Origin of the sequence: Pantoea sp. CCBC3-3-1 (assembly GCF_007981265.1) — a bacterium.
Lineage (GTDB): Bacteria > Pseudomonadota > Gammaproteobacteria > Enterobacterales > Enterobacteriaceae > Erwinia.
The window spans coordinates 3,515,219-3,536,670 of the sequence record NZ_CP034363.1 but is presented as its reverse complement, the minus strand read 5'-3'; the positions used below and the strand labels follow the sequence as shown (position 1 = coordinate 3,536,670).

Sequence of the window (21,452 nt, the reverse complement as noted above, 5' to 3'; positions counted from 1 at the left end):
TTCTGCACCAGCGGCAGAATTCAGATTGATGCCCGTGGGAAAAGGCCGCCAGTGCAGGTATGGTAGGCGGTCGCAGCTTGATTTTGCGCTCATCTTTCGGTTGGTGGGCGTTGTTGTTTGAGTGGGGGAAATTTATAGTGTGTACAAATGACGTAAGCGGAGCAAAACAATAATGACTAAGTATGCTTTGGTAGGTGATGTCGGCGGCACCAACGCTCGCCTGGCGCTGTGTGATGTTGAGAACGGCGCCATTTCACAAGCCAAAACGTTCTCCACAGCAGACTACGATAGCCTGGAAGCGGTCATCCGTTTTTATCTCGACGAGCAAAAACAGGATGTGACCGACGGCTGCATCGCGATTGCCTGTCCGATCACCGATGACTGGGTTGATATGACCAATCATGACTGGGCTTTCTCCACCAGCCAAATGAAAGCTAACCTGGGTTTTGAACATCTGGAGATCATTAACGACTTTACTGCCGTTTCAATGGCTATCCCGATGTTGACCGAGCAGGACGTTATGCAGTTTGGCGGCACCGCGCCGGTAAAAGATAAGCCTGTTGCCGTTTACGGTGCGGGAACCGGACTGGGCGTCGCGCATCTGGTGCATGTTGATAAGCGCTGGGTGAGTTTGCCGGGCGAAGGCGGCCATGTCGATTTCGCAGCTAACAGCGAAGAAGAGGATCTGATCCTTGAAGTGCTGCGCGCTGAACTGGGCCATGTTTCCGCTGAGCGCGTACTGTCAGGTGCGGGTCTGGTTAACCTTTATCGGGCGATTGTTAAAGCCGATAACCGTGTACCGGAAAATCTCAAGCCGAAGGATGTTTCTCAGCGTGCGTTAGACGACAGCTGTACCGACTGCCGTCGTGCGCTGGCAATGTTTTGCGTGATCATGGGACGTTTTGGCGGCAATCTGGCGCTGAGCCTCGGTACGTTCGGCGGCGTTTATATCGCTGGCGGTATCGTGCCGCGCTTCCTGGAATTCTTCAAATCCTCCGGCTTCCGTGCGGCGTTTGAAGATAAAGGGCGCTTTAAGGATTACGTGCAGAACATCCCGGTTTATCTGATCACGCATGATAAGCCAGGCCTGCTGGGCGCGGGCGCGCATCTGCGCCAGACGCTGGGTACGATCCTGTAATACTTCTCTAAAGAGCCGGATATCTTTCCGGCTCTTTATCATCATAAGCGCATCAGCTGGCGAAACTCTTTCACCTTGCTGCGACTTACCGGCACCTGAAAATCCAGATCGCGCAGCTTCAGCATATAGGTATTGTTGAACCAGGGTTCGATTTCGCGAATTTTACTCAGATTCACACAGTAAGAACGATGGCAGCGGAAAAACGCCTCTTCCGGCAGGCGATGGCAAAACTCGGTAATGTTCATCGACATCACGTATTCTTCGCGCCGCGTATAAACAAACGTCATCTTTTCATGGGCTTCGGCATAATAGATATCGTTGATATTGGTGACGATAATGCGCTCGTCTTTCACCAGATTAATGGTCTGTACCGGACTGCGAACGGCCTCAGCATTTCCGGCAGGCGGCGGCTGTAGCGTATTCTCCAGTTTGCGCAGCATAGTAATAATACGCATCTCGTGGTACGGCTTGAGAATATAGTCAAAGGCTTCAAGCTCGAAGGCGTCTACCGCGTGCTCTTTATAAGCGGTGATAAAGACGATCAGCGGCTTGTGGGCGAACTTACTGATATTTTGCGCCAGCAATACGCCATCCAGCGACGGAATATTAATATCCAGAAAAATAACGTCAACCTGATGGTTTTGCAGATACTTCAGCACGTCCAGGCCGTCATCAAATGTCGCTTCAATCGTCAGCTGGCTGTGCTGCCTGACAAGCCAGCTCAGCTCCTGCTGAGCCAGAAATTCATCTTCAACTATGATCGCTTTCACGGTGTTTTTCCGGTTGTTGCGGTTTCGTCAGCAAACAAGGTGAGCGACGCCCGTTCGGGCAAAACGGCCCCGTTCCTGGTAATGGTGAAGGCAATTTCCGTGCCCGGATTGAGCCGTTGAATATGCAATCCTTCACCGTATAAAAGCTTCACGCGATGATGCACATTCAGCAGGCCAATTTTATTACCGGGCATCTCATTGCTTTCAACCCGGGCAATGACTTCCTGGCTGATGCCGTTGCCGGTATCGCGTACGGCGATACGGACCCGGTCGTCCAGCTCCTTCACGCTAATTGTTACCACACCTTTGCCACGACAGGGATGGATACCGTGCACAATGGCATTTTCCACCAGCGGCTGAATTAACAGACTCGGCAGTGAACAGCTTACGTCTTCGTCAATTTCATAAATCACCGTCAGCTTACTGCCAAAACGCGCCTGCTCAATAGCGATGTAATCTTTGATTTGATACAGCTCTTTTTTAATATCAATGACTTCGTCGTCGTTCAGTTCCAGGTTATAGCGCAGATAACGCGCCAGATTGGTGATGAGCTGCCTGGCGGTATCGGGATTGATACGGATAGACGAAGAGATGGCGTTCAGAGCGTTAAACAGGAAATGTGGGTTGATTTTACTTTGCAGCGCGCGCAGTTCCGCTTTATTGGCCATTTCACGCAGCTGTTCTGCCCGTGAAACTTCCAGCTGGGTCGAGATAATCTGCGACAGGCCAACGGCCATTTCTCGCAGTGACCAGGTGATGCGGTGAGCATGGCGATAATAAATTTTCAGCGTGCCGGTCACTTTGCCTTTTTCCCACAGCGGGATGACAATCATGGAGTGGATTTCCGGCGTACGGTGCGCCTCATCGTTATTCCTGATGATGATTTCACCATTAGCGAGCGATCGGGCAGTCGTCGGGCTGATCGCTTCATCGCCTTCACGGTAGTTCTCTTCGCCTACACCGACATAAGCGAGAACCTGATACTTATTGGTGATAGCCACTGCATCAGCATTGATATCGCTGCGAATAATATCGCAGACTTTTCGCAATGAGCTGCTGTTAACGTGACGAAACAGCGGCAGGGTTTTATTAGCAATATCCAGCGCCAGCTTGGCCTGACGGGCGGCAATGGCTTCTTTTTCGCCTTCCACGCTCTGGATCAGCAGCACAATCAGTCCGATGCTTACCGCGCCTAAAATCATCGGCAGGGCGATCTCCGACACGATATTCAGCCCCAGCTCACGCGGTTCGGCCCACAGCAGGATCAGGATCATGGTCAGTGACTCGCACAGCATGCCGCCAGCGATACCCATGCTCCAGCGCTTCTCTTTAACGACTTTAAGATTGATCCAGCCGGCAGCAAAGCCAGCAATGATGCTGGTAATCAGACAGGGAACGGAGGTGACGCCGTGAATATCAATCAGGAAGCGGTGCAGGCCAGCAATCACGCCGGTAATAATACCCACCCAGGGCCCAAACAGGATGCCGCCAGACATAATGGCAATGGTGCGCACATTAACCAGCGAGCCATCAACGTTGATTCCGCTCCAGGTGCTAAAAAGCGCGAACAGCGAAAAGATAGCCGTAACCGCCATCAGCTCCTGACGTGAATGCTCGTCTTTTTGCAGCAGCTGGCGAAAATGACGGGTGCGCGTCATGAAGAACAGACAAATCAGCATCAGGGCGGCACGATCCAGCACCGCCAACAGCATTTCAAACGTTGAGTGCACAAGCCCTCCGGCTCGGGAAAAGAGAGCTCCATGATAAGGAAAGCGCAGGCGATGTGCCAGGTAAGCGAGAGGCCAAATGAGATAATGCCTGTTTGGATCAATATTGACTCAGCCATTCTTTTGCCCTCGCAGGCTTGAATTGCTTCGGGTGCCGAAATATTGTCAAACATCGCAAAAAAAGATATTTGCGGAAATCCTGGTTGGAAAAAGGGGATAGGTATTGGAAGATATCTCGCGCCTTTCCCGGGCAATATCGCCGTAAAACAAGGAAATTCTGCCCCATAAGAAAATAAATATATCCCCTTTTAGGAGCAAATTATGCAGCTAAATACCCGGCACCTGCTGCTGGATCGGTTACAGCCCGCCGACTGGACGCTGTTTCACCAGGTGCATACTGACCCGGTTAGCATGAAATTTATCAGCGCGGTGCCGCAGCTGGCTGATATTCGCCAGCGCTTCAACGATCGGCTGGCACCCTGGCAGGTAACCAGTTTGCATATGCTGTGCCTGACCATTCGTCTGAAAAGCAGTGGAGAAGCGATTGGCCTGATCGGCGCGAACGCTGAATGGGCGCCGTATCGTCAGGCGGAAGTCGGTTATTCATTGCTGCATCGCTTTACCGGGCAGGGCTACGGTAGCGAAGCGCTGGGAGCCATACGCAACTATCTGTTCACTCACTGTGAATTCCATAAGCTCAAGGCGCAGGTGGTGGAAGGCAACTGGCCGTCGCGGCGCGTGCTGGAGAAAAATGGTTTCCAGCTTGAAGGTACGCTAAGGGATAATTATCTGCTGCGCGGGCAATGGGTGAACGATTGGGTGTTTGGCTGCCTGAAATCTGACTTTTAAAGAAATTTTCTTCTGCCTCTCGACAGCCTGGCAAACAGTGCGATATGTTCATTCCTCGACCAGATTCTGGTCAGCGTCGCTCGGACGGTCCGGGCGCTAACGTAAATCAGAGGATCCTATGGCTGACAACAGCTCCGCACGTCGTTTTTCCCGTATCGAACGTCTTCCCCCTTACGTGTTCAATATCACCAGCGAACTAAAGATGGCCGCACGCCGTCGTGGTGAAGATATTATTGATTTCAGTATGGGCAACCCGGATGGCCCCACGCCGCCGCATATTGTTGAAAAGCTGTGTGCGGTTGCCCAGCGCGAAGATACGCATGGCTATTCCACTTCACGCGGGATCCCACGCCTGCGCCGGGCGATTTCACGCTGGTATGCCGACCGCTATCAGGTCGATATCGATCCCGAGTCGGAAGCGATTGTCACCATCGGTTCGAAAGAAGGGCTGGCGCACCTGATGCTGGCCACGCTGGATCATGGCGACACCGTGCTGGTGCCTAACCCAAGCTACCCGATCCATATTTATGGTGCCGTTATTGCGGGCGCTCAGGTACGGTCAGTCCCGCTGGTTGCGGGCGTCGATTTCTTCAATGAACTCGAACGCGCCATCCGCGAAAGCTATCCCAAGCCGAAAATGATGATCCTGGGTTTCCCTTCGAATCCCACCGCGCAGTGCGTGGAGCTGGATTTCTTCGAACGGGTTATCGCGCTGGCGAAGCAGTATAACGTGTTGGTTATCCACGATCTGGCCTATGCCGATATCGTCTACGACGGCTGGAAAGCGCCGTCGATCATGGAAGTGCCCGGTGCGCGCGACGTGGCGGTAGAATTCTTCACGCTGTCGAAAAGCTATAATATGGCTGGCTGGCGCATTGGCTTTATGGTCGGCAACAAAGAGCTGGTGGCCGCGCTGGCGCGCATCAAAAGCTATCATGACTATGGCACCTTCACGCCTTTACAGGTGGCCGCGATTGCCGCGCTGGAAGGCGATCAGCAGTGCGTACGCGATATTGCAGAGCAGTATAAGCGCCGACGCGATGTGTTGGTGAAAGGGCTGCATGAGGCGGGCTGGATGGTGGAGATCCCGAAAGCGTCTATGTATGTCTGGGCCAAAATCCCGGACCATTACGCGCATATGGGCTCGCTGGAGTTTGCCAAACATCTGCTGCAGGAAGCGAAGGTTTGTGTTTCGCCAGGCATCGGTTTTGGTGACTATGGTGATACCCATGTTCGTTTTGCGCTAATTGAAAACAGCGACCGTATTCGTCAGGCGATCCGGGGCATTAAGGCGATGTTCCGGGCGGACGGCATCTTACCGGGGACGGTAAAAATCAGCGAAGAGAGCGCGGAGTAAACAGCAGAAGGGCAGGCTCGTTGCCTGCCCTCTCACGCCAGCCTGAATTACAGCATCAGATAAAACGTGCCCAGCCAGGCCAGCAGAAGAAATGAGATTCCCATCAACGCATATTTCACCAAACGACTCCTCTGAGCGGTTACCTGAGGCGATCCCGGGCCTGCGCAACGCAAACAGAACAAACACCGGAAGATTCCCCGGTTGAGGTTGCCATGAGTCAGCTCATAGCAGGATCGTTCGCTAATTTACCCGCTCTCACCGGCAAAATAAAGGCTGCGGCACTAAGAATAGTGCCTGATTTAGCGTTTTTCGATGGTCGGTATCGCCGACATTCCCACGCGCAGGCGAGGCAGATCTGCCTGACCCGGTTCCAGCAAAATCTTCACCGGCAGGCGCTGAGCCACTTTGGTAAAGTTTCCCGTGGCGTTATCAGCCGTGATAGCGGCAAAGGTAGAGCCGGTAGCAGGTGCAATACTGTCCACATGCCCGCGCAGCGTGACGCCCGGTAGCGCGTCGACTTCAATGGAGACAGGCTGGCCTGGACGTACATCGCCAAGCTGCGTTTCGAGAAAGTTAGCAACGACATAAGTTTGCTGTAACGGCACCACGGCCATCAGCCGGGTACCGGCGGAAACCCAGGCACCCTGACGGGCAGAACGTTGGCCTACTGAGCCATCGATTGGAGCAGTAATCACGGTATAAGAGAGATTCAGACGAGCCTGATCGACGCTGGCTTTAGATGCGGCAATATCGGCCTGAGCCTGACGAATGCTGGCCTCCAGGACGCCAACTTCTTTACGCGCAGCAAGCGCGGCTGCCTGGCTCTGGCGCAGCTGGGCGGCGGCTTCCTGCATTGACGCGCTGGTTTTCTGCTGCTCATCGGCCGTGGCGGTACCGCTTTTCAGCAGGCGGCGATAGCGTTCAGCATTCTGACCGGCATAATTTAACGTAGCCTGGCTGGCGCTGACGGCAGCATCGTTCTGTGCAATGGTCGCCTGCTGCTGTTCCAGCTGCGCCTGAACGCTGGTGAGTTTGGACTGACTCACCTGTAAATTAGCTTCGGCCGTTTCCAGCGCAACCCGATAGTCGCGGTCATCGATCGTCGCCAACGTGGCGCCCGCTTTAACGATCTGGTTATCGCCAACGTTTACCGTACGAATATAACCGGACACTTTTGGTGCCACTGCGGTGTAATCAGCGGTGATGACGGCATCATCAGTGCGCGCCTGGTGACGGCTCATGGCCGACCAGATGAAAAAGGCAATCCCCAGCAGGATCAGCAGCAGAACGGCCAGGGTGAATGTTCTTTTGGCAGGTGTAAAGCTCATCGTTATTATCTCGTCGCTTTTGAAACGGGTTGAAGTAAAGTTTGCGGCGGCCAGACGCGTTTCGGTAGCCAGGCGGTCAGCACGACCAGCAGCAGGGCAAAACCAATCAGCATCAGGTAAGCGTCGCTGATGCTAAGGATTACCGCCTGATGTTTTACCAGCGTGCTGAAATGACTCAGGTTTTCTGTTGAACTGACCGAGCCATCAGGCAGTAAAGGGTGAAGCGTGCTGGCGCTGGCGCTGCTGTCGGCGGTCATCAGCCAGGGGCGATTACCCAGCTGATCGACCAGGGTATGCGAATGAAACTTTTCCCGATGCGTCAGGAAATTTTCCACCAGGCTGCCGGCGGCGACGCTGGAAAAACCGCGTACGGTGTTAAACATCGCCGAGGCATAAGGTCCTTCCGGCGGCAGGATCACGCTGGTGGCGCTCATCAGTACCGGCAGGATCAGCATCGGCTGACCAAATGCCTGTAACAGCTGGATCAGCCAGAAATTCTGTCGCGCCCAGTCATCGGTAAGCTGCATGCCCAGCAGACAGGAAATGCTGAGCAGGATAGCGCCACACGTCAACATCCAGCGGCAGTCGATCCAGCGCAGGTTTAATAGCGTGGCCATCAGCGGCGCAATTAACAGCTGCGGCAGGCCGATAGTCAGCGCCAGCGGGGCAAACTGCACGGTACGAAAGCCTTCCACCTGCCCGAAATAGGCGGAGGGCAGGGCGGAACCGGAAAGCGCCACCAGCAGCACGCCAGCCAGCACCAGCAGGCCGTGCGTCAGATTTCGCCGTTCCAGCAGCTGCAATTTGAACAACGGCAGCGGATGAAACCATTCATTAATAAAGAACACGATCAGCAAAGCGGTAGAGGAAAGCAGCATCGCCACAATCAGTGGAGAGTTCAGCCAGTCCAGCCGCTCGCCCTGGCTCAGCGCCAGGATCATCAGCGCGATCCCGCTACAGCCCGTGAGCATGCCAAACAGGTCAATCTGTTTAAACCGCTCAAACCGGGTCGGATCCTGCGGTAGCCCCCAGCCAATCAGCAGGCTGGCTATCAGGACAGGCGGAATAACCTGCCAGAAAACAAACTGCCAGCCGACGGCATCCGTCCAGAAAGCGGCCAGCGAGGCAGCAACATTCGGCCCAAAAGTAGCGGTAAGGGCATAGGCAGCCAGTCCGTACAATTTAAAGGGCGGCGGCAAAAAGCGCAGCGCAACAGTCATCAATAAGGGCGGCAGCGCGCCGCCAAACAGACCCTGAATCACGCGGAACGTAATGAAAAGCGTCGGCGTAGCGGCAAAAGGCTGAAGCGCGCCGGTAAGCGCGAAGCCAAACGCCACCACCAGAGCAAAACGGCGTAGTGAAAAGGTCACGGCGAACCAGGGGGCGACCATCATCGCCGCCACTTCCGCTGCCTGATAAGCCGAGGTAATCCAACTGGCCCGATCGTAATCGAAACCGATGGCGGCCCGCACATCGGCCAGCGCCAGATCGGTCACACGGTCGTTCAGGCCGGAAGTTAGCGCAGCAATCAACACGCCAACCAAACCCAGCGCCAGGCGCAGGGTAAAAGGATGAGGAGCTGGGGCCGCTGCGGGTTGAGCATTCATAGCAGGTGCTCCGCAAAGGAAAGAATTAAAGTGATGCACTGTATTGCATTGTGATACATTCTGCGCGGATATTACATGGTGATTGGGTGTATTGCAATGCGGTACGGCCTGCCAGCAGGGGGAAAAAAGTGCTAAAGTATCGCCATCAACAAGGAAGGAAATCTCATGTCTGAACCCTCAGCTCTGCGTGAAGAAGAACGTACAGGCGGCATCCAGGTGATCTCTCGTGCTGCCAGGATATTGAATGCCCTTGGCGACAGGCCAAACGGCATGAGTCTGGGCGAGATCGCGCAGATGGTCGATCTCCCGCGTTCTACCGTGCAGCGCATTGTCGGCGCGCTGGACTCGGTACAGCTGGTACGCAGCCACGGGTCGGGCGGCGTGCGGCTAGGGCCGGCACTGTTACGCCTGATTGCGACCGTGCATACCGACGTGGTAGCGATTGCGCAGCCCTGGCTACAGGCGCTGAGTGATGCCACGGGCGAAACGGTTTCGCTTGCGCGTGCCAGCGGCTTGCAGTTAGCTATAGTGCATTATGTTGTAGCCGATCGTGAACTGCGCGTTGTACCACGCATCGGCTTAAATCTGCCGCTCTACAGCACCTCTGGCGGAAAAGCGTTACTGGCGCTGGACAGCGATGAAGAAGCGAGATTGCTGGTCGGCGATGCCTATCAGGCCATCACCGATCTGACCGTCAAAGCCTTCCCTGACCTGATGGAGCGATTACAAGAGATTCGTCGCACCGGTTTGTCGTACGATCGGGGGGAAACGCTGGAAGGCATCTCCACCATGGCGGTAGCGATAGATACCATACTGGGACGTTTTTCCATCAGCTTACTGGTCCCGTCCACCCGTTTCCAAAAGCATGAGGCGCTCTATCGTGAAGAGATCCTGAAATGCAAGGAGGCGCTGGTGCATGAGATAGGCAAAGCGGCCTTACGTGATTAACTGAGAGGGAATATGAAAAAGCTTTTAGTCGCTGTTGATAATTCCGCTATTGCGCGCAAAGTGATTTCTCTGGCTGGCGAGCAGGCACGTGCGCTGGATGCCGACGTTGTGGTGTTGTGCTGCGTGGATGCAAGCTATGCCAGTACCACCGGAGACTACGTTATCGAAGCGGGAGAAGATCCGGGTGATTTTGGCAGCGCGCTTGATGAGCAGAACACGGCGGAAGCAGCGGTACGGCAGGCGCTGGCTGAACTTCAAAACGAAGGTATCCGTGCGACCGGACGCGTGCTGGCTGGCGAATCAGCTGAAACCATCGTCGCCCATGCCAACGAGATTGGTGCATCGATGATAGTGATGGGGCGCCGTCACCTTTCCTCTTTTAACCGGCTACTGAAAGGGTCGGTGAGCGCGGCGGTCATTGAGCGCGCCAGCTGCCCGGTGCTGGTCGACGTCAGGGCCGATTAAACTGCCTCGCGTATCGCTCATGTCAGGCAGCACCCTGGCCGGACATGAGCTCTGATTTTCATCCGTTTATCTCAGGACGTTATTTTGATTTTCCAAGTTGTTATTGCCGCTCTGTGCGCCGCACTTCTGATTGTTTTTCTTTCCTGGCTACATAAAAAAGGCAAAATCAGTCGACGGCTGGCTGCGCTTTGCGGTTTCATCCTTTTGTTTGCCGGTAACATGACTTACTTCGGCGTCATCGCGCCTCAACACCAGCGACAGGCAAAACTGGCGGCGACAGAAAAGCGACTGGCCGATATGCCGGCGTTCCGCACGATCAAAGTTCAGCAACCCGAACTTTTTCAGCAGCTACAGCAAGAGTTTAACGCCGCTTTGCAGGAAGGCATGAATGAACAGCAGGCGCTGGAGGTGCTTCGTCCTGCGCTTTCCGATCTGATCAACCAGCGCATCAGCTACGTGAGCAACGCTCAGCTGCACAGTTTTATGCAAATTTCACTGGAAGAGATGAAGCTGATTCGTCAGAAAAGCGCACAGCTTTGCTATCGCTTTCTTTTTCCGCAGATCAACGGCGGCATTAATACCAGTGAAGTGTTACCCCAGGCGTTGCGGGATCGGGAAATGGCGGCCCTGGATACGTTTCTGATGCAAAGTCGCGGAGCCAAACAACCGATGGATATCGCGCGGAGCCGTGCTGACCTGCAGGCGCTGGTCGGGACGCTGTACGGCAAATGGGGCAGCGACTTACAAACGCTTAACTCACCGGCGGAAGCGGGCGTTGATAAAAGTAAGCTGTGCGATATGACTATCGATCTTTATCAATCGGTGCTGGCACTTCCGGTTAATCAATCCGCTGGCGTTTTACGTATCATACTCGACGCCAGCGCGGATTAAGCGCAAAAAAAAGCCCGCTCGCCGCGGGCATAACACTTTGTTATTATAAGTAAAATCCTGGTGTTGAGCAGACATTTCGCTGTGTCTGACGTCATATTGGCATTCATTTTCGTGGCACGCCAGTCGGCCTTCTGAATCGATTCAATCGGTAAAATATTGCATAAGCACAGTAAAGAATGTGCAAAAGCAGTCTTTTCCGATTAGAACAAACTGGCCGACCGGGTATTATGCGACACCGGAGAGAGGAGTTAAGATGAAAAAGAGTATTGCTGGCGCTCTGACGCTGGCGGTCCTGTTATTAACAGGCTGCACTTCAGGCAAACCGGGCGCTTTTGAAAAGGTGGATGAAGATCCCGCTGTAAACACCGTGCAATATCGCTTTAACCCAGAGACGGTAAATAAAGCCGCCATGCTGGAAGATGTTGAACATTACTGTTCTGAACGTGGGTTCGACAAAGTTGAAGCGATCAAACCGCAGGAAAGCCGATTGCCAGGATTAATGAAAGCCTGGTATCAGTGTAACTACAGCATTAAAAGTTAATAAAAAAGGCGGGAATAACCCGCCTGGAAAACTGCATTATTTTATTTTTATATTGCTGTGTGCAGGCTTTGCCCGCTTAAGGGTGATTCACCCTCTTATAATGCCTTTCTTACCAGCCCCGATGTGGCCCGTGTCCATGGTGATTACCGCCATGATAGCCGCCACCGTGATGGCCGCCGCCCCGGTAGCCATCGTGTATAATACAACCATTCAGCATCATCATTACACCCAGAACAGTCGCAACCTTAATTATTTTTTTCATGGTGAATACTCCTTCACTTTTCTATAGCTGCCAATTTACGAGAGAAAAGTGGAAGAATAATGATGGAAATGTAGAGTTATTTCCGTAAATATTACCAAATAATTCTGTACGGCAAATACTAGTCTTTTAAACGTTGCGATAAATAAGATAAGGCTTAAAAAAAGAGAGATCGGCCTGGAATATTCTTAAATCCCCCGACTGCGTACAAGATATTCCTGTAATTGAATTTGCGTTAATTTCAGCAGAAGCCGCGTTATGCAGTAAACTTAGCTCTGCAATTCACTCCAGGTCACTACAAGGAAAAATTATGGCTTATCAGGTAGACAATGTGCTGGCGGCTCAGGCGGAACTGGGCGAATGTCCGGTCTGGTCAGTGAGCGAACAGGTGCTCTGGTTTGTTGATATTCTGGCACCGGCTCTGCATCGTTTTAATCCACAAAGTGGCGAGCATCGTGCCGTGCCGGTGGCGGAGCATATTGGTTGTTTTGGCCTGAACGAAGACGGCGGTTTTGTGGCGGCCTTACGCAGCGGCGTATGCATGCTGGACGAGCAGGGGAAGATTACCCGTCGTATCGCGCCGAATCCGGGTGAAGCGGAACGTAGCCGCTTTAACGACGGACGGGTTGATCGGTTTGGCCGCTTCTGGTGCGGTAGCCTGTGGGAACCGCAGGACCGCAATGGCGGCAAGCTATGTCGACTGGACGAAAACCTGAAGCTGACCGTGGAAGCGGAAGACGTGATGATTTCCAACGGACTGGCTTTCTCACCGGATAACCGCTGGATGTATCATACCGATACGCCTAACGGCGTGCTTTACCGTTATCCGGTCGATGACCAGGGCGATATTGGCCCGCGTGAGGTATTACAGCGTTTTAAACAGGAAGAGGGCGGATTGCCCGACGGCGCGGCAATCGACAGTGAAGGCTTTTACTGGGCAGCGATGTTTGATGGCTCGCGGGTCATTCGGCTTGATCCCCGCAATGGTCAGATTGTCGATGAAATTCCACTGCCGGTACGCTGGCCGACTATGGTGGCGTTCGGCGGCCCCGATCTGAAAACGCTGTATATCACCAGCTCGCGCGAAGGGCGCAGCGAAGAAGAACTGGCCCAGTATCCGCAGTCTGGCGATCTGTTTGCAGTTCGGGTTAATGTTGCCGGGCTACCTGAGCCGACATTCCGGGCAAAGAAATAATACAAAAGCGCGAGGCTGCCATTTCCTGGCGGCCTCGCGCTGGTATTTCAGGCATGCTGTAGCGTTTTGCTCTCTTTCGCCGGACGATGTGGCATGCGGATAGTGACCGACATGATCAGCGACAGGGCGAGCAGGGCGATAATCAGGCTGAACGTCACCATAAAGCCGCCAAACAATGAAGCAATCAACGACCCCATCACGCTACCAATCCCAAAGCCAAGATAGATCAGGCCGTAGTTTTTCGTCAGGTTATTCAGGCCGAAGAAATCGCTGACCAGGGAAGGATAAACGGTAATGGTGCCGCCAAAACTAAAGGCAATACAAGCCAGAGAGAGGAAGAAAGTGGTCTCATTCATCTGGCTGAAAAGCAGAATACTCATGCCGGTCAGTGAAACAACCTGGGCAAGCGTGATAACGCGAATGCGCGCCATTTTATCTGACAGCACGCCCAGTACCAGCCTGCCGCTTAAATTGGCGATAGCGATGATTGTTACCGCATTCGCGGCCGTTGAGGTTGAGAGATGCACCAGGCCTTCACCAATATCTTTCGCCACGCCAATCACATACAGACCACTCATACAGGCAGTCAGGAACATCACGGCCAGCATCCAGTATTGCGGCATGCGCACGGCTTCCGCCAGCGAGAAATCCCGGGCGCCTGTCTCTTTACCATTGCTCACAGGCTGTTGTTTTGGTGCATCTTTCATTAATAACGCCCCGGCGATTATCATCACCATCGCCAGACCGCCCCAGATAATAAACGTCGTTTCCAGGCTGTTGACGCTTAACAGATAGCTGCAAATAAATTTAAAGCCCAGGCTGCCCAACCCGTAAGCGCCGATGGCGCAGGCAGAGATAACGCCTTTGCGTTCAGGGAACCATTTCACACAGTTTGACAGGGTCATCAGATAGCCCGCGCCATCGGCCAGACCGACCAGCACGCCTGCACTGAGATAAAGCATAAACAGGTTGCTGGCATGTGCCGTCAGAAAAAAGCCTACCGCCATCAACACTCCCGCGCCGATAGCCACATTACGCACGCCAAATCGCTCCTGTAATTTTCCAGCGAGTGAAGAGGCGATAGCCAGTCCAAGGCTCAGTAATCCGAAGGAAAAAGCGATCTGGCTAACCGGTGCGTCCAGCTTTTGCGATAGCTGACCATTGAACAGGCTCCAGGTATAAACAGAACCCAGTGCAAACTGCGTGATGATGGTACCGATCAGCGTTAACCAACGGGTGCGGTTAACGCTGTGACTGACAGGCCTTGTGCTCATGGCAGGCTCCCGGGAGAAGTTGAAGAAATTAAGCACATAGTAAGGCGGGACTTTCGCGCGCGGGGACAATACGGCATGAACTGCCGTCAGAGCGGAATGAAATGCCGCTGAGAAGGAATGAACGGCAGGCTGCTGCGGGGGCTGCACTTCACGGGCCGTTCATGGCCCGTGAAGCTTTGCTCTGGGCGTATGCCCCTTCGCTTCAGGTTTGTCAGTAGTCTGAAGCCAATCCGCGCAGGAGCTGCCCGTCTGGAATTAACTCGCTGACGCTATCCGCAGATTGCGCAGATCGTTGCCGGTTGGCGTCTGATGCACGCGCAGATCGAACTCTGCCAGCACGGCGAAGATATGATCGAAAATATCAGACTGAATTTTTTCATACTCCAGCCAGACGGTGGTGTTGGTAAAGACATAGACTTCCAGCGGCAGGCCATCGGCGCCCGGGGCCAGCTGACGTACCATTAGCGTCATGTCTTTGCGCGTTTGCGGATGCGCCTGTAGCCAGGCTTCCAGCCACGCACGGAAAGTGCCGATGTTGGTCATATGACGGCCGTTTAGCGGGGTGGTCACATCGCAGCCGAGTTGCGCATTATGGTTTGCCACCTCTTCGCTTTTGCTCTCCAGATAAGGCGTTAACAGCTGAGCGCGTTTCAGCCGTGCAACGTCTTCATCAGTCATAAAACGGATGCTGGTGGTATCAATGTTAATGCTGCGCTTGATCCGACGCCCACCTGATTCTGACATCGCCCGCCAGTTTTTGAACGAATCGGAGATCAGCGCATAGGTAGGGATAGTGGTAATGGTATTGTCCCAGTTACGCACTTTTACCGTCGTCAGTGCGATATCCACGACCGAACCATCCGCGCCATATTTAGGCATATCCAGCCAGTCGCCCATCTTCAGCATGTTATTGGCCGAAAGCTGGATACCGGCGACCAGACCAAGGATGGGATCCTTAAACACCAGCATCAGCACAGCGGTCATCGCCCCTAAACCGGTCAGCAGCACCAGCGGCGATTTGCCGATCAGGACAGAAATAATCATCAGCGCGATCAGCAACGCGGCAATCAACTTCATGCTCTGAAAAATGCCGCGAAGCGGCAGCTGGTGCGCCAGCATGCTTTGTTCTGACAGATCGAGCGCGACATCAAGCAGCGAAAAGAACATCAGAAGGCTGAAAACCATCAGCCAGATCTGACTGGCAACCAGCAGAACCGTATAGACAGGTTCTATGCCGGTCAGAAAAAGGTCGAGCTGAATTTGCAGCAAAATGCCCTGCATCACCAGCGCGAAACGGCTAAACAGCTTGTTGTCGATCAGCGATTTTGGCCACTGACGTGAAGACTTTTCCGACAGTCGGCGTAAAAATGGCAGCACCGCCCGGTGAAGAATAGCGTGCGCAATCAGTGAGATAATTAAGATAACGACAAGAATAGCGACCAGCGCTATCAAGGATGAATAAGGCAGCTCAAAGTCGTTAAGCCAGCCAATAAAGTACTGATACATAATATTTTCCCTGTAGTAAAACTTGTCCAAAGCGTTCTCTGGCAAAGACGTAAGCCACACCGCAGTTTTCTTTGACCCCTGCAGCGGGGCGTCAGGGTAGCCTGGCAGTAAGCCAGAGATCAATCGGCACTCTCCCGGCTTTGCTGTTTTTTACAGAAGAAAATTTCGCCGGAATTGATCCAGTTTTCATCACGGCTGCCGATAATCCAAAGAAGTGATGCTCAACAATCACACACTCCGCACTCTATCCGTTTTCCCTGTGACGCTTTTGCTAAGGAAATGACCATGCCTGGGATACCCGCTCGCCTGTCCGGAAAATTGATGTTCGGCGGCGTTACAATGCTGCTGTTAACGCTGCTGATTGTTTATTTTGCGATTTCCCTGCGTGGGCAGCCGCGCGTCATTGCAGCCAGTAACCGCTTGATCCAGCAGACCGGAGAAAATATTGTCGGCCAGCTGAACCAGCAACTGGCGCGTACTGAAGGTGAAGTGGTGAGTGTTGCGCGGCTGGCAGAAGTGTTGCCACATCAGCCCGAGCTGTTTAAAAGCGTTTTGCCACAAATTATCGACAGCAAAGGTGATAAGAGCGTGGCGGGCGGAGGGATTTGGCCCGAGCCTGGCGCCTTTACCGAAGGCGTGGCGCGCCGCAGCTTCTTTTGGTCGCGAGGTGCAGATGGCTCCCTGGCTTATTCCGACGGCTATAACGCGGCCAGCAGTGCCGGCTATCATAATGAAAGCTGGTATACCTCGACCCGGGACGCTTCACGCAGCAAATGTAACTGGTCAGAAGTTTATCAGGATCCTGTTTCACTGGTGAACATGGTGACCTGTAGCGTTCCCTACACGCAGGGCGAAAAGTTTGCCGGCGTGGCGACGTTTGACGTTCTGTTGGATGATCTTTCCGCTTTTATGGTGCGTAACGGTAATCTTACCGGTGGCTACGCTTTTGCGTTAGATCAGGCTGGTAACGTGCTCTACTTTCCTGGCAATAGCGATAAGACGCTGAAAAAATTCGGTACGTTGGCTGCTCAGCAAAAATGGCTGCTCAGCGTGCAAGAATCCCTGGGTACTGTGCAGGCAGCGGCACCGACCACCCTCAATAATATTGAAGACGGCATTCTTAAAACCGACGTTCAGGTGACGCTGTTTAAGATGCAAACTACCGGTTGGGTTATTGGGCTGGTCACGCCGCAGGCGAAAGTCACCGCGCTGGCGGATAATATCCGGCAGGATATTTTTGTCGTACTCATCCCGGCGCTGCTGATCCTGCTGGCTTGTGTCTGGTTGTTTGCCCGACGCATGGCGGCCCGGCTGGAATCGACCCGAACCGCGCTGGACGAAATCGCGCTGGGCGACGGCGATTTAACCCGCCGTCTGGAAACCACGGGTAAAGATGAAATCACCGACATCGCGCTCTCTTTTAATCAGTTCGTGGATAAAATCGCCAGGGTGATTACCAGTGTGCAGGCGAGCGGCGTGAACGTTGCTGCTAACGCCAGTTCGCTGGCGGAAAGCAACCAGGCATTTTCTGCCAAAATTGGCGATCAGGCTTCCGCGCTGGAAGAGAGCGCCGCAGCGATGGAACAGCTCAACGCGACGGTACAGCAGAACGCGGCCAATACCCGTCTGGCGGACGAATTTACCGAGCAGACGGCACACATTGCCCGCAGCAGTAGCGAAGTCATGAATCAGGTTATTACCACGATGGCGTCGATTAAATCCTCTTCCAGCCGGGTAGGGGAAATTCTTAGCGTAATCGACGGTATTGCGTTCCAGACTAATATCCTGGCGCTGAACGCGGCGGTTGAAGCCGCCAGAGCAGGCGAGCAGGGGCGTGGATTTGCCGTGGTGGCCGCAGAAGTCCGGGCGCTGGCGCAGCGCAGCGCCGCCGCTGCTCAGGAGATCAAAGCGCTGATTAGCCAGTCTGATGCCACCGTGCTTACCGGTAGCAGGCTGGTAGAAGGTGCCGGTGAGAAGCTGGAAACCCTGGTAAACGACGTGCTGAAAGTGAAGCAGATCGTGGGCGAAATGCGCGTCGCCGGTGATGAGCAAAGTAAAGGCATCAGCGAGGTGACGCTGGCGGTTTCACAGATGGAACGCAGCATTCAGCAAAATCTGCTGTTGGTTAACCAGACAGCGGAGAATACCGAAGCGCTGCGCAGTGAGGCTTCACAGCTGGCGCAGGATATCTCTTCGTTCAGGGTCGCTGTATCTTAATTCAGATACGTTGTGACGGGTCAGTCAGCGAAGCGCGGCACTCCGGTAAGAGTCGGCGTGCCGCGTGCTGTTATTGATAGCGCGGCCGCCAGGTGATTTTCTGCATCCAGCGATCGATATCTTCTGGCTCTTTCACGCCCGCCTGTTTCTCTTTAAACAGGTAGCGCACCAGCCCGCTGGCAATAGCAATTTCCGTCGACAGAATATCAGCTTGTGAAGGGTAGAGTTTGCCACGCTCGCGATCTTGTTTGCTCACCTGCTGAGCACAAAGACGCGCCGCTTCAATAAACAAAGCATCATCAATGCGTTTTGGTTTGGCGGCATAAACGGCCAGGCTTACCGCCGGGAAAATATAGAAGTTATTTGCCTGCCCGGGATAGCGTGTTTCGCCGTTGACTTTTTCCTCACCAAACTGCACGCCTGCCGCAAAGAGCGCGTTACCCTTACTCCAGTCGTAAGCCTGTTTAGCCGTGCATTCGGCATTTTTTGTCGGGTTGGATAAGGCAAAAATAATCGGCCGATCGTTCAGCTCGCTCAGCGCTTTCACCACGCCTTCGGTAAACAGGCCGCCCTGCGTACTGACGCCAATCAGCATGGTCGGCTTAACGGACTCCACCACTTTTTGCAGATCCTGTTCAGCCTCCATCCTGCGGGCATAGATCTTTTGCGAATCGTTAAGATCGTTGCGGCTGGATTCGATCAACCCCTCTTTATCAAACAGCGTAATCGCCTGCCGGGCCTGTTGCCGTTCTGCCCCTTCCTGAACCATCGCCTCGACCAGCATGTTTGCGATACCCGTGCCTGCCGATCCCGCACCGGCAAACAATATGCGCTGTTCAGCCAGCTTGCCGCCGGTCGTTTTCAGCGCGGTGAGCAGCCCGGCCAGAACGACGCTGGCGGTTCCCTGGATATCATCGTTATAAACCAGCGCCTGTTGCTGATAGCGTTGCAGATAACGGATCGCATCATTGCCTTCCCAGTCCTCAAAATGGATGCAGCAGCCGGGAAATACCTCGTTAACCGCCTCGACAAACTCATCAAGCAATTCGTCAAGATCCTGCTGCTGAAGCTTCTCCTCACGCAGGCCGGTATAAAGCGGATCGTCACGCAATGGCTTATTGCGGGTGCCAATATCGAGATGAATGGGAAGCAAGCCCTGCGGCGGAACGGCGGCGCAGGCGGTGTAAAGCTGGAGTTTACCAACCGGAATAGGCGCGCCGTTTGCGCCGATATCACCCAGGCCCAAAATGCGTCCGCCTGACGTGATGCAAATAAACTGCACCTCCTTTTGCGGCCAGTTGCGCAATACTTCTTTCAGGCGACCTTTCATTTTATGGGTGAGATACATGCCTTTGGGGCGGCGGTATATATGCCCATATTTCAAACAGGCATCGGCGATAGTTGGGTCATAGACCAGGGGAATAAAAGTGACCGGATCGGACATCAGCGTGGCGAAAAACAGCGTTTCGTTGCGATCGGCCAGCTCCTGGAGATAGATATATTTCTCAATATCGTTAGGTTTGCCGTCAAGATGTTCCAGCACGCGCTTAATCTGCGTTTCCAGGGAATCCACTACTGGCGGCAGCAATCCTTCCAGATGAGCCTCGACTCGTTCCTGCTGGCTGAAAGCGGTGCCTTTATTTAGCGTGGCAGAGTTTAAAAGACGAGTCGTATCTGGTGTGGTCATAAATACTCCTTAAAAATCTAAGCGTTGGCTTTTTATTTATAAGAAGTAAGTCTGGTAGAAAGCACAAGGCTTTGCCGGAGGAAATGTAACAAAACCCAAAAGGCAGCCTGAGAGGAACAATGCCTGCCGAAAAAAACCTCGCCGTAACGAGGTTTCAGGATTACTTGATATAGCTGCGAATGGCGTCGGCAATGGCTTTGTTCGGCCCGCGGTGATCTTCACGATGCTCGGTATCATCAGCAACTTTCTGCAAATATTTGTTCAGCTTGCCGCCCGTAGGAACATTGCCGTAAGCGATCAGCATCTGCACGATTTGTCTGAGCGCCAGCAGCTCTACGGTAAGGCGTTCAACAATGGGATCTTTGTCTGACATAACTACTCCGGTACTCTACGTTTACTTACCGCCAGTGTAGCCAGTCGAATGAAAATCAATCAGCGGAATACAGCCCATGATTGGCGTTAAATCGGCATCCTGACTATTTCAGCCGACGGCCAGGGGAAGGTTCACGAAAGGTAGAGTACGGCGTCAGGTTTTTTCAGCAGCTCAAAAAGCTCACCCGGGGTGCAACCAGAGGCGTCCACCTGCTGCGCGCTGGTCAAAAAAATCAGTTTGTGAATATGCTTAAGCTGATACCAGATCAGAATAGCGGAAACCGCCAGCGAGCAGTTTTCCGGGCTTTGTCCGCACAATAAGGTGTAATGCCATTCCTCATCCAGTTCATTAGAGAAAAACTGTACGCTTTCGGCTGGGAGCAGGGCGCGGATATCTGGTAAAAGATAGTGGCTCACGCTGCGGCTTAAACGCAAAGTGAAGGTTGGCATGGGCATAAGCATTCCTTGTCATGGGAGAGCAACGTAACCTGCTGTCGACGCGCAGGCGCGGCATCCGTACCAGTCTGGCGTAGGTGAATAAATACCATCTTAGTTAATCCCCATTGAAGTTCAACGGCTTAAACTGCCGGAACGCTTTTTTCAGACATAATGTGAAGCCGACAACATAAAACCGCCGGCTGCACCAGGAGACGAAATGAAAAGAACCGCGATGTTAGTTTGTATGTTGGCCGTTGCGGGCTGTGCCGCAAAAACAGATAAACCTGCTGCGCTGGGGATGAAAAATCCGGCAGCCGTTTACTGCGTGGAGCAGGGCGGTAAGCAGGAAAGCGCTGCAACCTCAAAAGGAGAAGTCAGTTTTTGCCTGCTGCCCACCGGCGAGCGGATTGAACAATGGGCGCTTTATCGTCGGGATCATAAAAAGTAACGTCAGCTTCGAAGATCTGCATATGTCGTCCGTTTTTCAGCTGCTCAGTCACGTCCTGGATCTCATTTCTGAAAAAAATAAAAAAATCACCAATTTCACACAATTGGTGTAATTTCGTACTATTTCGCCCCTAAACCAAATTGATTGTTTGCTGCACACCCTTATTCCATAAGGTCTGAAGGGAATACAAAAGAAAATTCTTATATATCAGGATGATGATCTGTCATTCTCAAAATCTATTCCTGTAGTATTTTGTTACATATTTTCGTTTCCGATCGGGTGTGGAACGTTTTTACACTCTGGCTATTGGGTTTTATCCGAATTTTTATATTTCAGACAATTACCCAAAAATACCGTGTCGACATGCTGGTGAATGGAATGCGCCCGCTTTTAATTCCGGGATTTAGATGCTCGTCGGATGACGTGAACCGGGAA

21 protein-coding genes are annotated in these 21,452 nt (G+C 53.2%); 10 read left to right on the top strand and 11 right to left on the bottom strand.

Translation table 11 applies throughout. The features are described 5' to 3' along the window. Positions 1 to 172: 172 nt before the first annotated feature. Positions 173 to 1,138, top strand: coding sequence for a glucokinase (gene glk / locus EHV07_RS16475; protein WP_147199082.1), 966 nt, complete (start codon positions 173 to 175; stop codon positions 1,136 to 1,138). Between the two features lie 41 nt (positions 1,139 to 1,179). On the opposite strand, the gene EHV07_RS16470 is transcribed toward glk, so the two are convergent. Together EHV07_RS16470 and EHV07_RS16465 are read right to left on the bottom strand one after the other, a co-directional pair. Next, on the bottom strand, positions 1,180 to 1,908 hold the full coding sequence (locus EHV07_RS16470; RefSeq protein WP_147199081.1) for a LytTR family DNA-binding domain-containing protein: 729 nt from the start codon (positions 1,906 to 1,908) through the stop codon (positions 1,180 to 1,182). Continuing rightward, the gene (locus tag EHV07_RS16465; protein ID WP_147200652.1) at positions 1,905 to 3,620 is read right to left on the bottom strand and encodes a sensor histidine kinase; all 1,716 of its coding nucleotides are present in this window, start codon (positions 3,618 to 3,620) and stop codon (positions 1,905 to 1,907) included. Before EHV07_RS16465 ends, EHV07_RS16470 begins: the two co-directional genes overlap by 4 nt. 336 nt (positions 3,621 to 3,956) lie before the next feature. Here EHV07_RS16465 and EHV07_RS16460 point away from each other — a divergent pair, with 336 nt between their 5' ends. Continuing rightward, complete coding sequence (locus tag EHV07_RS16460) at positions 3,957 to 4,484, top strand: GNAT family N-acetyltransferase (RefSeq protein WP_147199080.1); 528 nt, start codon at positions 3,957 to 3,959, stop codon at positions 4,482 to 4,484. A gap of 118 nt (positions 4,485 to 4,602) precedes the next feature. Continuing rightward, the gene (alaC, locus tag EHV07_RS16455; protein WP_147199079.1) at positions 4,603 to 5,841 is read left to right on the top strand and encodes an alanine transaminase; all 1,239 of its coding nucleotides are present in this window, start codon (positions 4,603 to 4,605) and stop codon (positions 5,839 to 5,841) included. A 47-nt stretch (positions 5,842 to 5,888) separates the two neighbouring features. Here the strand turns inward: alaC and ypdK are convergent, their stop codons facing one another. The 3 genes from ypdK to EHV07_RS16440 all read right to left on the bottom strand — a co-directional run bounded on the left by ypdK (position 5,889) and on the right by EHV07_RS16440 (position 8,776). Further along, complete coding sequence (gene ypdK, locus EHV07_RS25210) at positions 5,889 to 5,945, bottom strand: membrane protein YpdK (RefSeq protein WP_371419698.1); 57 nt, start codon at positions 5,943 to 5,945, stop codon at positions 5,889 to 5,891. A gap of 195 nt (positions 5,946 to 6,140) precedes the next feature. Further along, positions 6,141 to 7,169 (bottom strand): HlyD family secretion protein, encoded by a 1,029-nt coding sequence (locus EHV07_RS16445; RefSeq protein WP_147199078.1) that lies wholly within the window; start codon positions 7,167 to 7,169, stop codon positions 6,141 to 6,143. A gap of 5 nt (positions 7,170 to 7,174) precedes the next feature. Further along, on the bottom strand, positions 7,175 to 8,776 hold the full coding sequence (locus EHV07_RS16440; protein ID WP_147199077.1) for an MFS transporter: 1,602 nt from the start codon (positions 8,774 to 8,776) through the stop codon (positions 7,175 to 7,177). A 165-nt stretch (positions 8,777 to 8,941) separates the two neighbouring features. On the opposite strand from EHV07_RS16440, the gene EHV07_RS16435 reads away from it, so the two are divergent. The 4 genes from EHV07_RS16435 to EHV07_RS16420 all read left to right on the top strand — a co-directional run bounded on the left by EHV07_RS16435 (position 8,942) and on the right by EHV07_RS16420 (position 11,621). Beyond that, positions 8,942 to 9,724 (top strand): IclR family transcriptional regulator, encoded by a 783-nt coding sequence (locus EHV07_RS16435; protein ID WP_147199076.1) that lies wholly within the window; start codon positions 8,942 to 8,944, stop codon positions 9,722 to 9,724. 12 nt (positions 9,725 to 9,736) lie between these two features. After that, complete coding sequence (locus tag EHV07_RS16430; protein WP_147199075.1) at positions 9,737 to 10,189, top strand: universal stress protein; 453 nt, start codon at positions 9,737 to 9,739, stop codon at positions 10,187 to 10,189. A gap of 84 nt (positions 10,190 to 10,273) precedes the next feature. Then, entirely contained in the window at positions 10,274 to 11,080 is an 807-nt protein-coding gene (locus EHV07_RS16425) for a hypothetical protein (RefSeq protein ID WP_147199074.1), read from the top strand. Between the two features lie 253 nt (positions 11,081 to 11,333). After that, a complete protein-coding gene (locus EHV07_RS16420) occupies positions 11,334 to 11,621 on the top strand; it encodes a hypothetical protein (RefSeq protein WP_147199073.1) in 288 nt (95 codons plus the stop codon). A 109-nt stretch (positions 11,622 to 11,730) separates the two neighbouring features. On the opposite strand, the gene EHV07_RS24580 is transcribed toward EHV07_RS16420, so the two are convergent. After that, positions 11,731 to 11,883: a hypothetical protein gene (locus EHV07_RS24580; protein ID WP_168199643.1), complete on the bottom strand. Its 153-nt coding sequence runs from the start codon at positions 11,881 to 11,883 to the stop codon at positions 11,731 to 11,733. 307 nt (positions 11,884 to 12,190) lie between these two features. Between EHV07_RS24580 and EHV07_RS16415 the strand changes: the two genes are divergently transcribed. Beyond that, positions 12,191 to 13,075, top strand: a complete 885-nt coding sequence (locus tag EHV07_RS16415; RefSeq protein WP_147199072.1) for an SMP-30/gluconolactonase/LRE family protein — start codon at positions 12,191 to 12,193, stop codon at positions 13,073 to 13,075. Positions 13,076 to 13,122: 47 nt separating this feature from the next. Here the strand turns inward: EHV07_RS16415 and EHV07_RS16410 are convergent, their stop codons facing one another. Both EHV07_RS16410 and EHV07_RS16405 read right to left on the bottom strand, forming a co-directional pair. After that, positions 13,123 to 14,349, bottom strand: a complete 1,227-nt coding sequence (locus EHV07_RS16410) for an MFS transporter (protein ID WP_147199071.1) — start codon at positions 14,347 to 14,349, stop codon at positions 13,123 to 13,125. Positions 14,350 to 14,604: 255 nt separating this feature from the next. Next, positions 14,605 to 15,855, bottom strand: a complete 1,251-nt coding sequence (locus tag EHV07_RS16405) for a mechanosensitive ion channel family protein (RefSeq protein WP_147199070.1) — start codon at positions 15,853 to 15,855, stop codon at positions 14,605 to 14,607. A 285-nt stretch (positions 15,856 to 16,140) separates the two neighbouring features. On the opposite strand from EHV07_RS16405, the gene EHV07_RS16400 reads away from it, so the two are divergent. Continuing rightward, positions 16,141 to 18,072 carry a methyl-accepting chemotaxis protein gene (locus EHV07_RS16400; protein WP_147199069.1) on the top strand — a complete coding sequence of 644 codons (1,932 nt, stop codon included), beginning with the start codon at positions 16,141 to 16,143 and terminating at the stop codon, positions 18,070 to 18,072. A 70-nt stretch (positions 18,073 to 18,142) separates the two neighbouring features. Here the strand turns inward: EHV07_RS16400 and EHV07_RS16395 are convergent, their stop codons facing one another. From EHV07_RS16395 to EHV07_RS16385, 3 genes are all read right to left on the bottom strand, one after another. Continuing rightward, complete coding sequence (locus tag EHV07_RS16395; protein WP_147199068.1) at positions 18,143 to 19,759, bottom strand: NAD-dependent malic enzyme; 1,617 nt, start codon at positions 19,757 to 19,759, stop codon at positions 18,143 to 18,145. A 160-nt stretch (positions 19,760 to 19,919) separates the two neighbouring features. Beyond that, entirely contained in the window at positions 19,920 to 20,132 is a 213-nt protein-coding gene (locus tag EHV07_RS16390; protein WP_147199067.1) for a hypothetical protein, read from the bottom strand. Positions 20,133 to 20,263: 131 nt separating this feature from the next. Further along, positions 20,264 to 20,587, bottom strand: a complete 324-nt coding sequence (locus EHV07_RS16385) for a hypothetical protein (protein ID WP_147199066.1) — start codon at positions 20,585 to 20,587, stop codon at positions 20,264 to 20,266. 199 nt (positions 20,588 to 20,786) lie between these two features. Here EHV07_RS16385 and EHV07_RS16380 point away from each other — a divergent pair, with 199 nt between their 5' ends. Continuing rightward, positions 20,787 to 21,017 carry a DUF333 domain-containing protein gene (locus EHV07_RS16380; RefSeq protein WP_147199065.1) on the top strand — a complete coding sequence of 77 codons (231 nt, stop codon included), beginning with the start codon at positions 20,787 to 20,789 and terminating at the stop codon, positions 21,015 to 21,017. The last annotated feature ends 435 nt before the right edge of the window (positions 21,018 to 21,452 follow it).

What these genes read in the sequence shown, in the direction of transcription:
- glk (WP_147199082.1), top strand. Translation starts at nt 173, where the DNA reads ATGACTAAGTATGCTTTGGTAGGTGATGTCGGCGGCACCAACGCTCGC.
- EHV07_RS16465 (WP_147200652.1), bottom strand. Translation starts at nt 3,620, where the DNA reads ATGCTGTTGGCGGTGCTGGATCGTGCCGCCCTGATGCTGATTTGTCTG.
- EHV07_RS16460 (WP_147199080.1), top strand. Translation starts at nt 3,957, where the DNA reads ATGCAGCTAAATACCCGGCACCTGCTGCTGGATCGGTTACAGCCCGCC.
- alaC (WP_147199079.1), top strand. Translation starts at nt 4,603, where the DNA reads ATGGCTGACAACAGCTCCGCACGTCGTTTTTCCCGTATCGAACGTCTT.
- EHV07_RS16445 (WP_147199078.1), bottom strand. Translation starts at nt 7,169, where the DNA reads ATGAGCTTTACACCTGCCAAAAGAACATTCACCCTGGCCGTTCTGCTG.
- EHV07_RS16440 (WP_147199077.1), bottom strand. Translation starts at nt 8,776, where the DNA reads ATGAATGCTCAACCCGCAGCGGCCCCAGCTCCTCATCCTTTTACCCTG.
- EHV07_RS16435 (WP_147199076.1), top strand. Translation starts at nt 8,942, where the DNA reads ATGTCTGAACCCTCAGCTCTGCGTGAAGAAGAACGTACAGGCGGCATC.
- EHV07_RS16430 (WP_147199075.1), top strand. Translation starts at nt 9,737, where the DNA reads ATGAAAAAGCTTTTAGTCGCTGTTGATAATTCCGCTATTGCGCGCAAA.
- EHV07_RS16420 (WP_147199073.1), top strand. Translation starts at nt 11,334, where the DNA reads ATGAAAAAGAGTATTGCTGGCGCTCTGACGCTGGCGGTCCTGTTATTA.
- EHV07_RS24580 (WP_168199643.1), bottom strand. Translation starts at nt 11,883, where the DNA reads ATGAAAAAAATAATTAAGGTTGCGACTGTTCTGGGTGTAATGATGATG.
- EHV07_RS16415 (WP_147199072.1), top strand. Translation starts at nt 12,191, where the DNA reads ATGGCTTATCAGGTAGACAATGTGCTGGCGGCTCAGGCGGAACTGGGC.
- EHV07_RS16410 (WP_147199071.1), bottom strand. Translation starts at nt 14,349, where the DNA reads ATGAGCACAAGGCCTGTCAGTCACAGCGTTAACCGCACCCGTTGGTTA.
- EHV07_RS16405 (WP_147199070.1), bottom strand. Translation starts at nt 15,855, where the DNA reads ATGTATCAGTACTTTATTGGCTGGCTTAACGACTTTGAGCTGCCTTAT.
- EHV07_RS16400 (WP_147199069.1), top strand. Translation starts at nt 16,141, where the DNA reads ATGCCTGGGATACCCGCTCGCCTGTCCGGAAAATTGATGTTCGGCGGC.
- EHV07_RS16395 (WP_147199068.1), bottom strand. Translation starts at nt 19,759, where the DNA reads ATGACCACACCAGATACGACTCGTCTTTTAAACTCTGCCACGCTAAAT.
- EHV07_RS16390 (WP_147199067.1), bottom strand. Translation starts at nt 20,132, where the DNA reads ATGTCAGACAAAGATCCCATTGTTGAACGCCTTACCGTAGAGCTGCTG.
- EHV07_RS16385 (WP_147199066.1), bottom strand. Translation starts at nt 20,587, where the DNA reads ATGCCCATGCCAACCTTCACTTTGCGTTTAAGCCGCAGCGTGAGCCAC.
- EHV07_RS16380 (WP_147199065.1), top strand. Translation starts at nt 20,787, where the DNA reads ATGAAAAGAACCGCGATGTTAGTTTGTATGTTGGCCGTTGCGGGCTGT.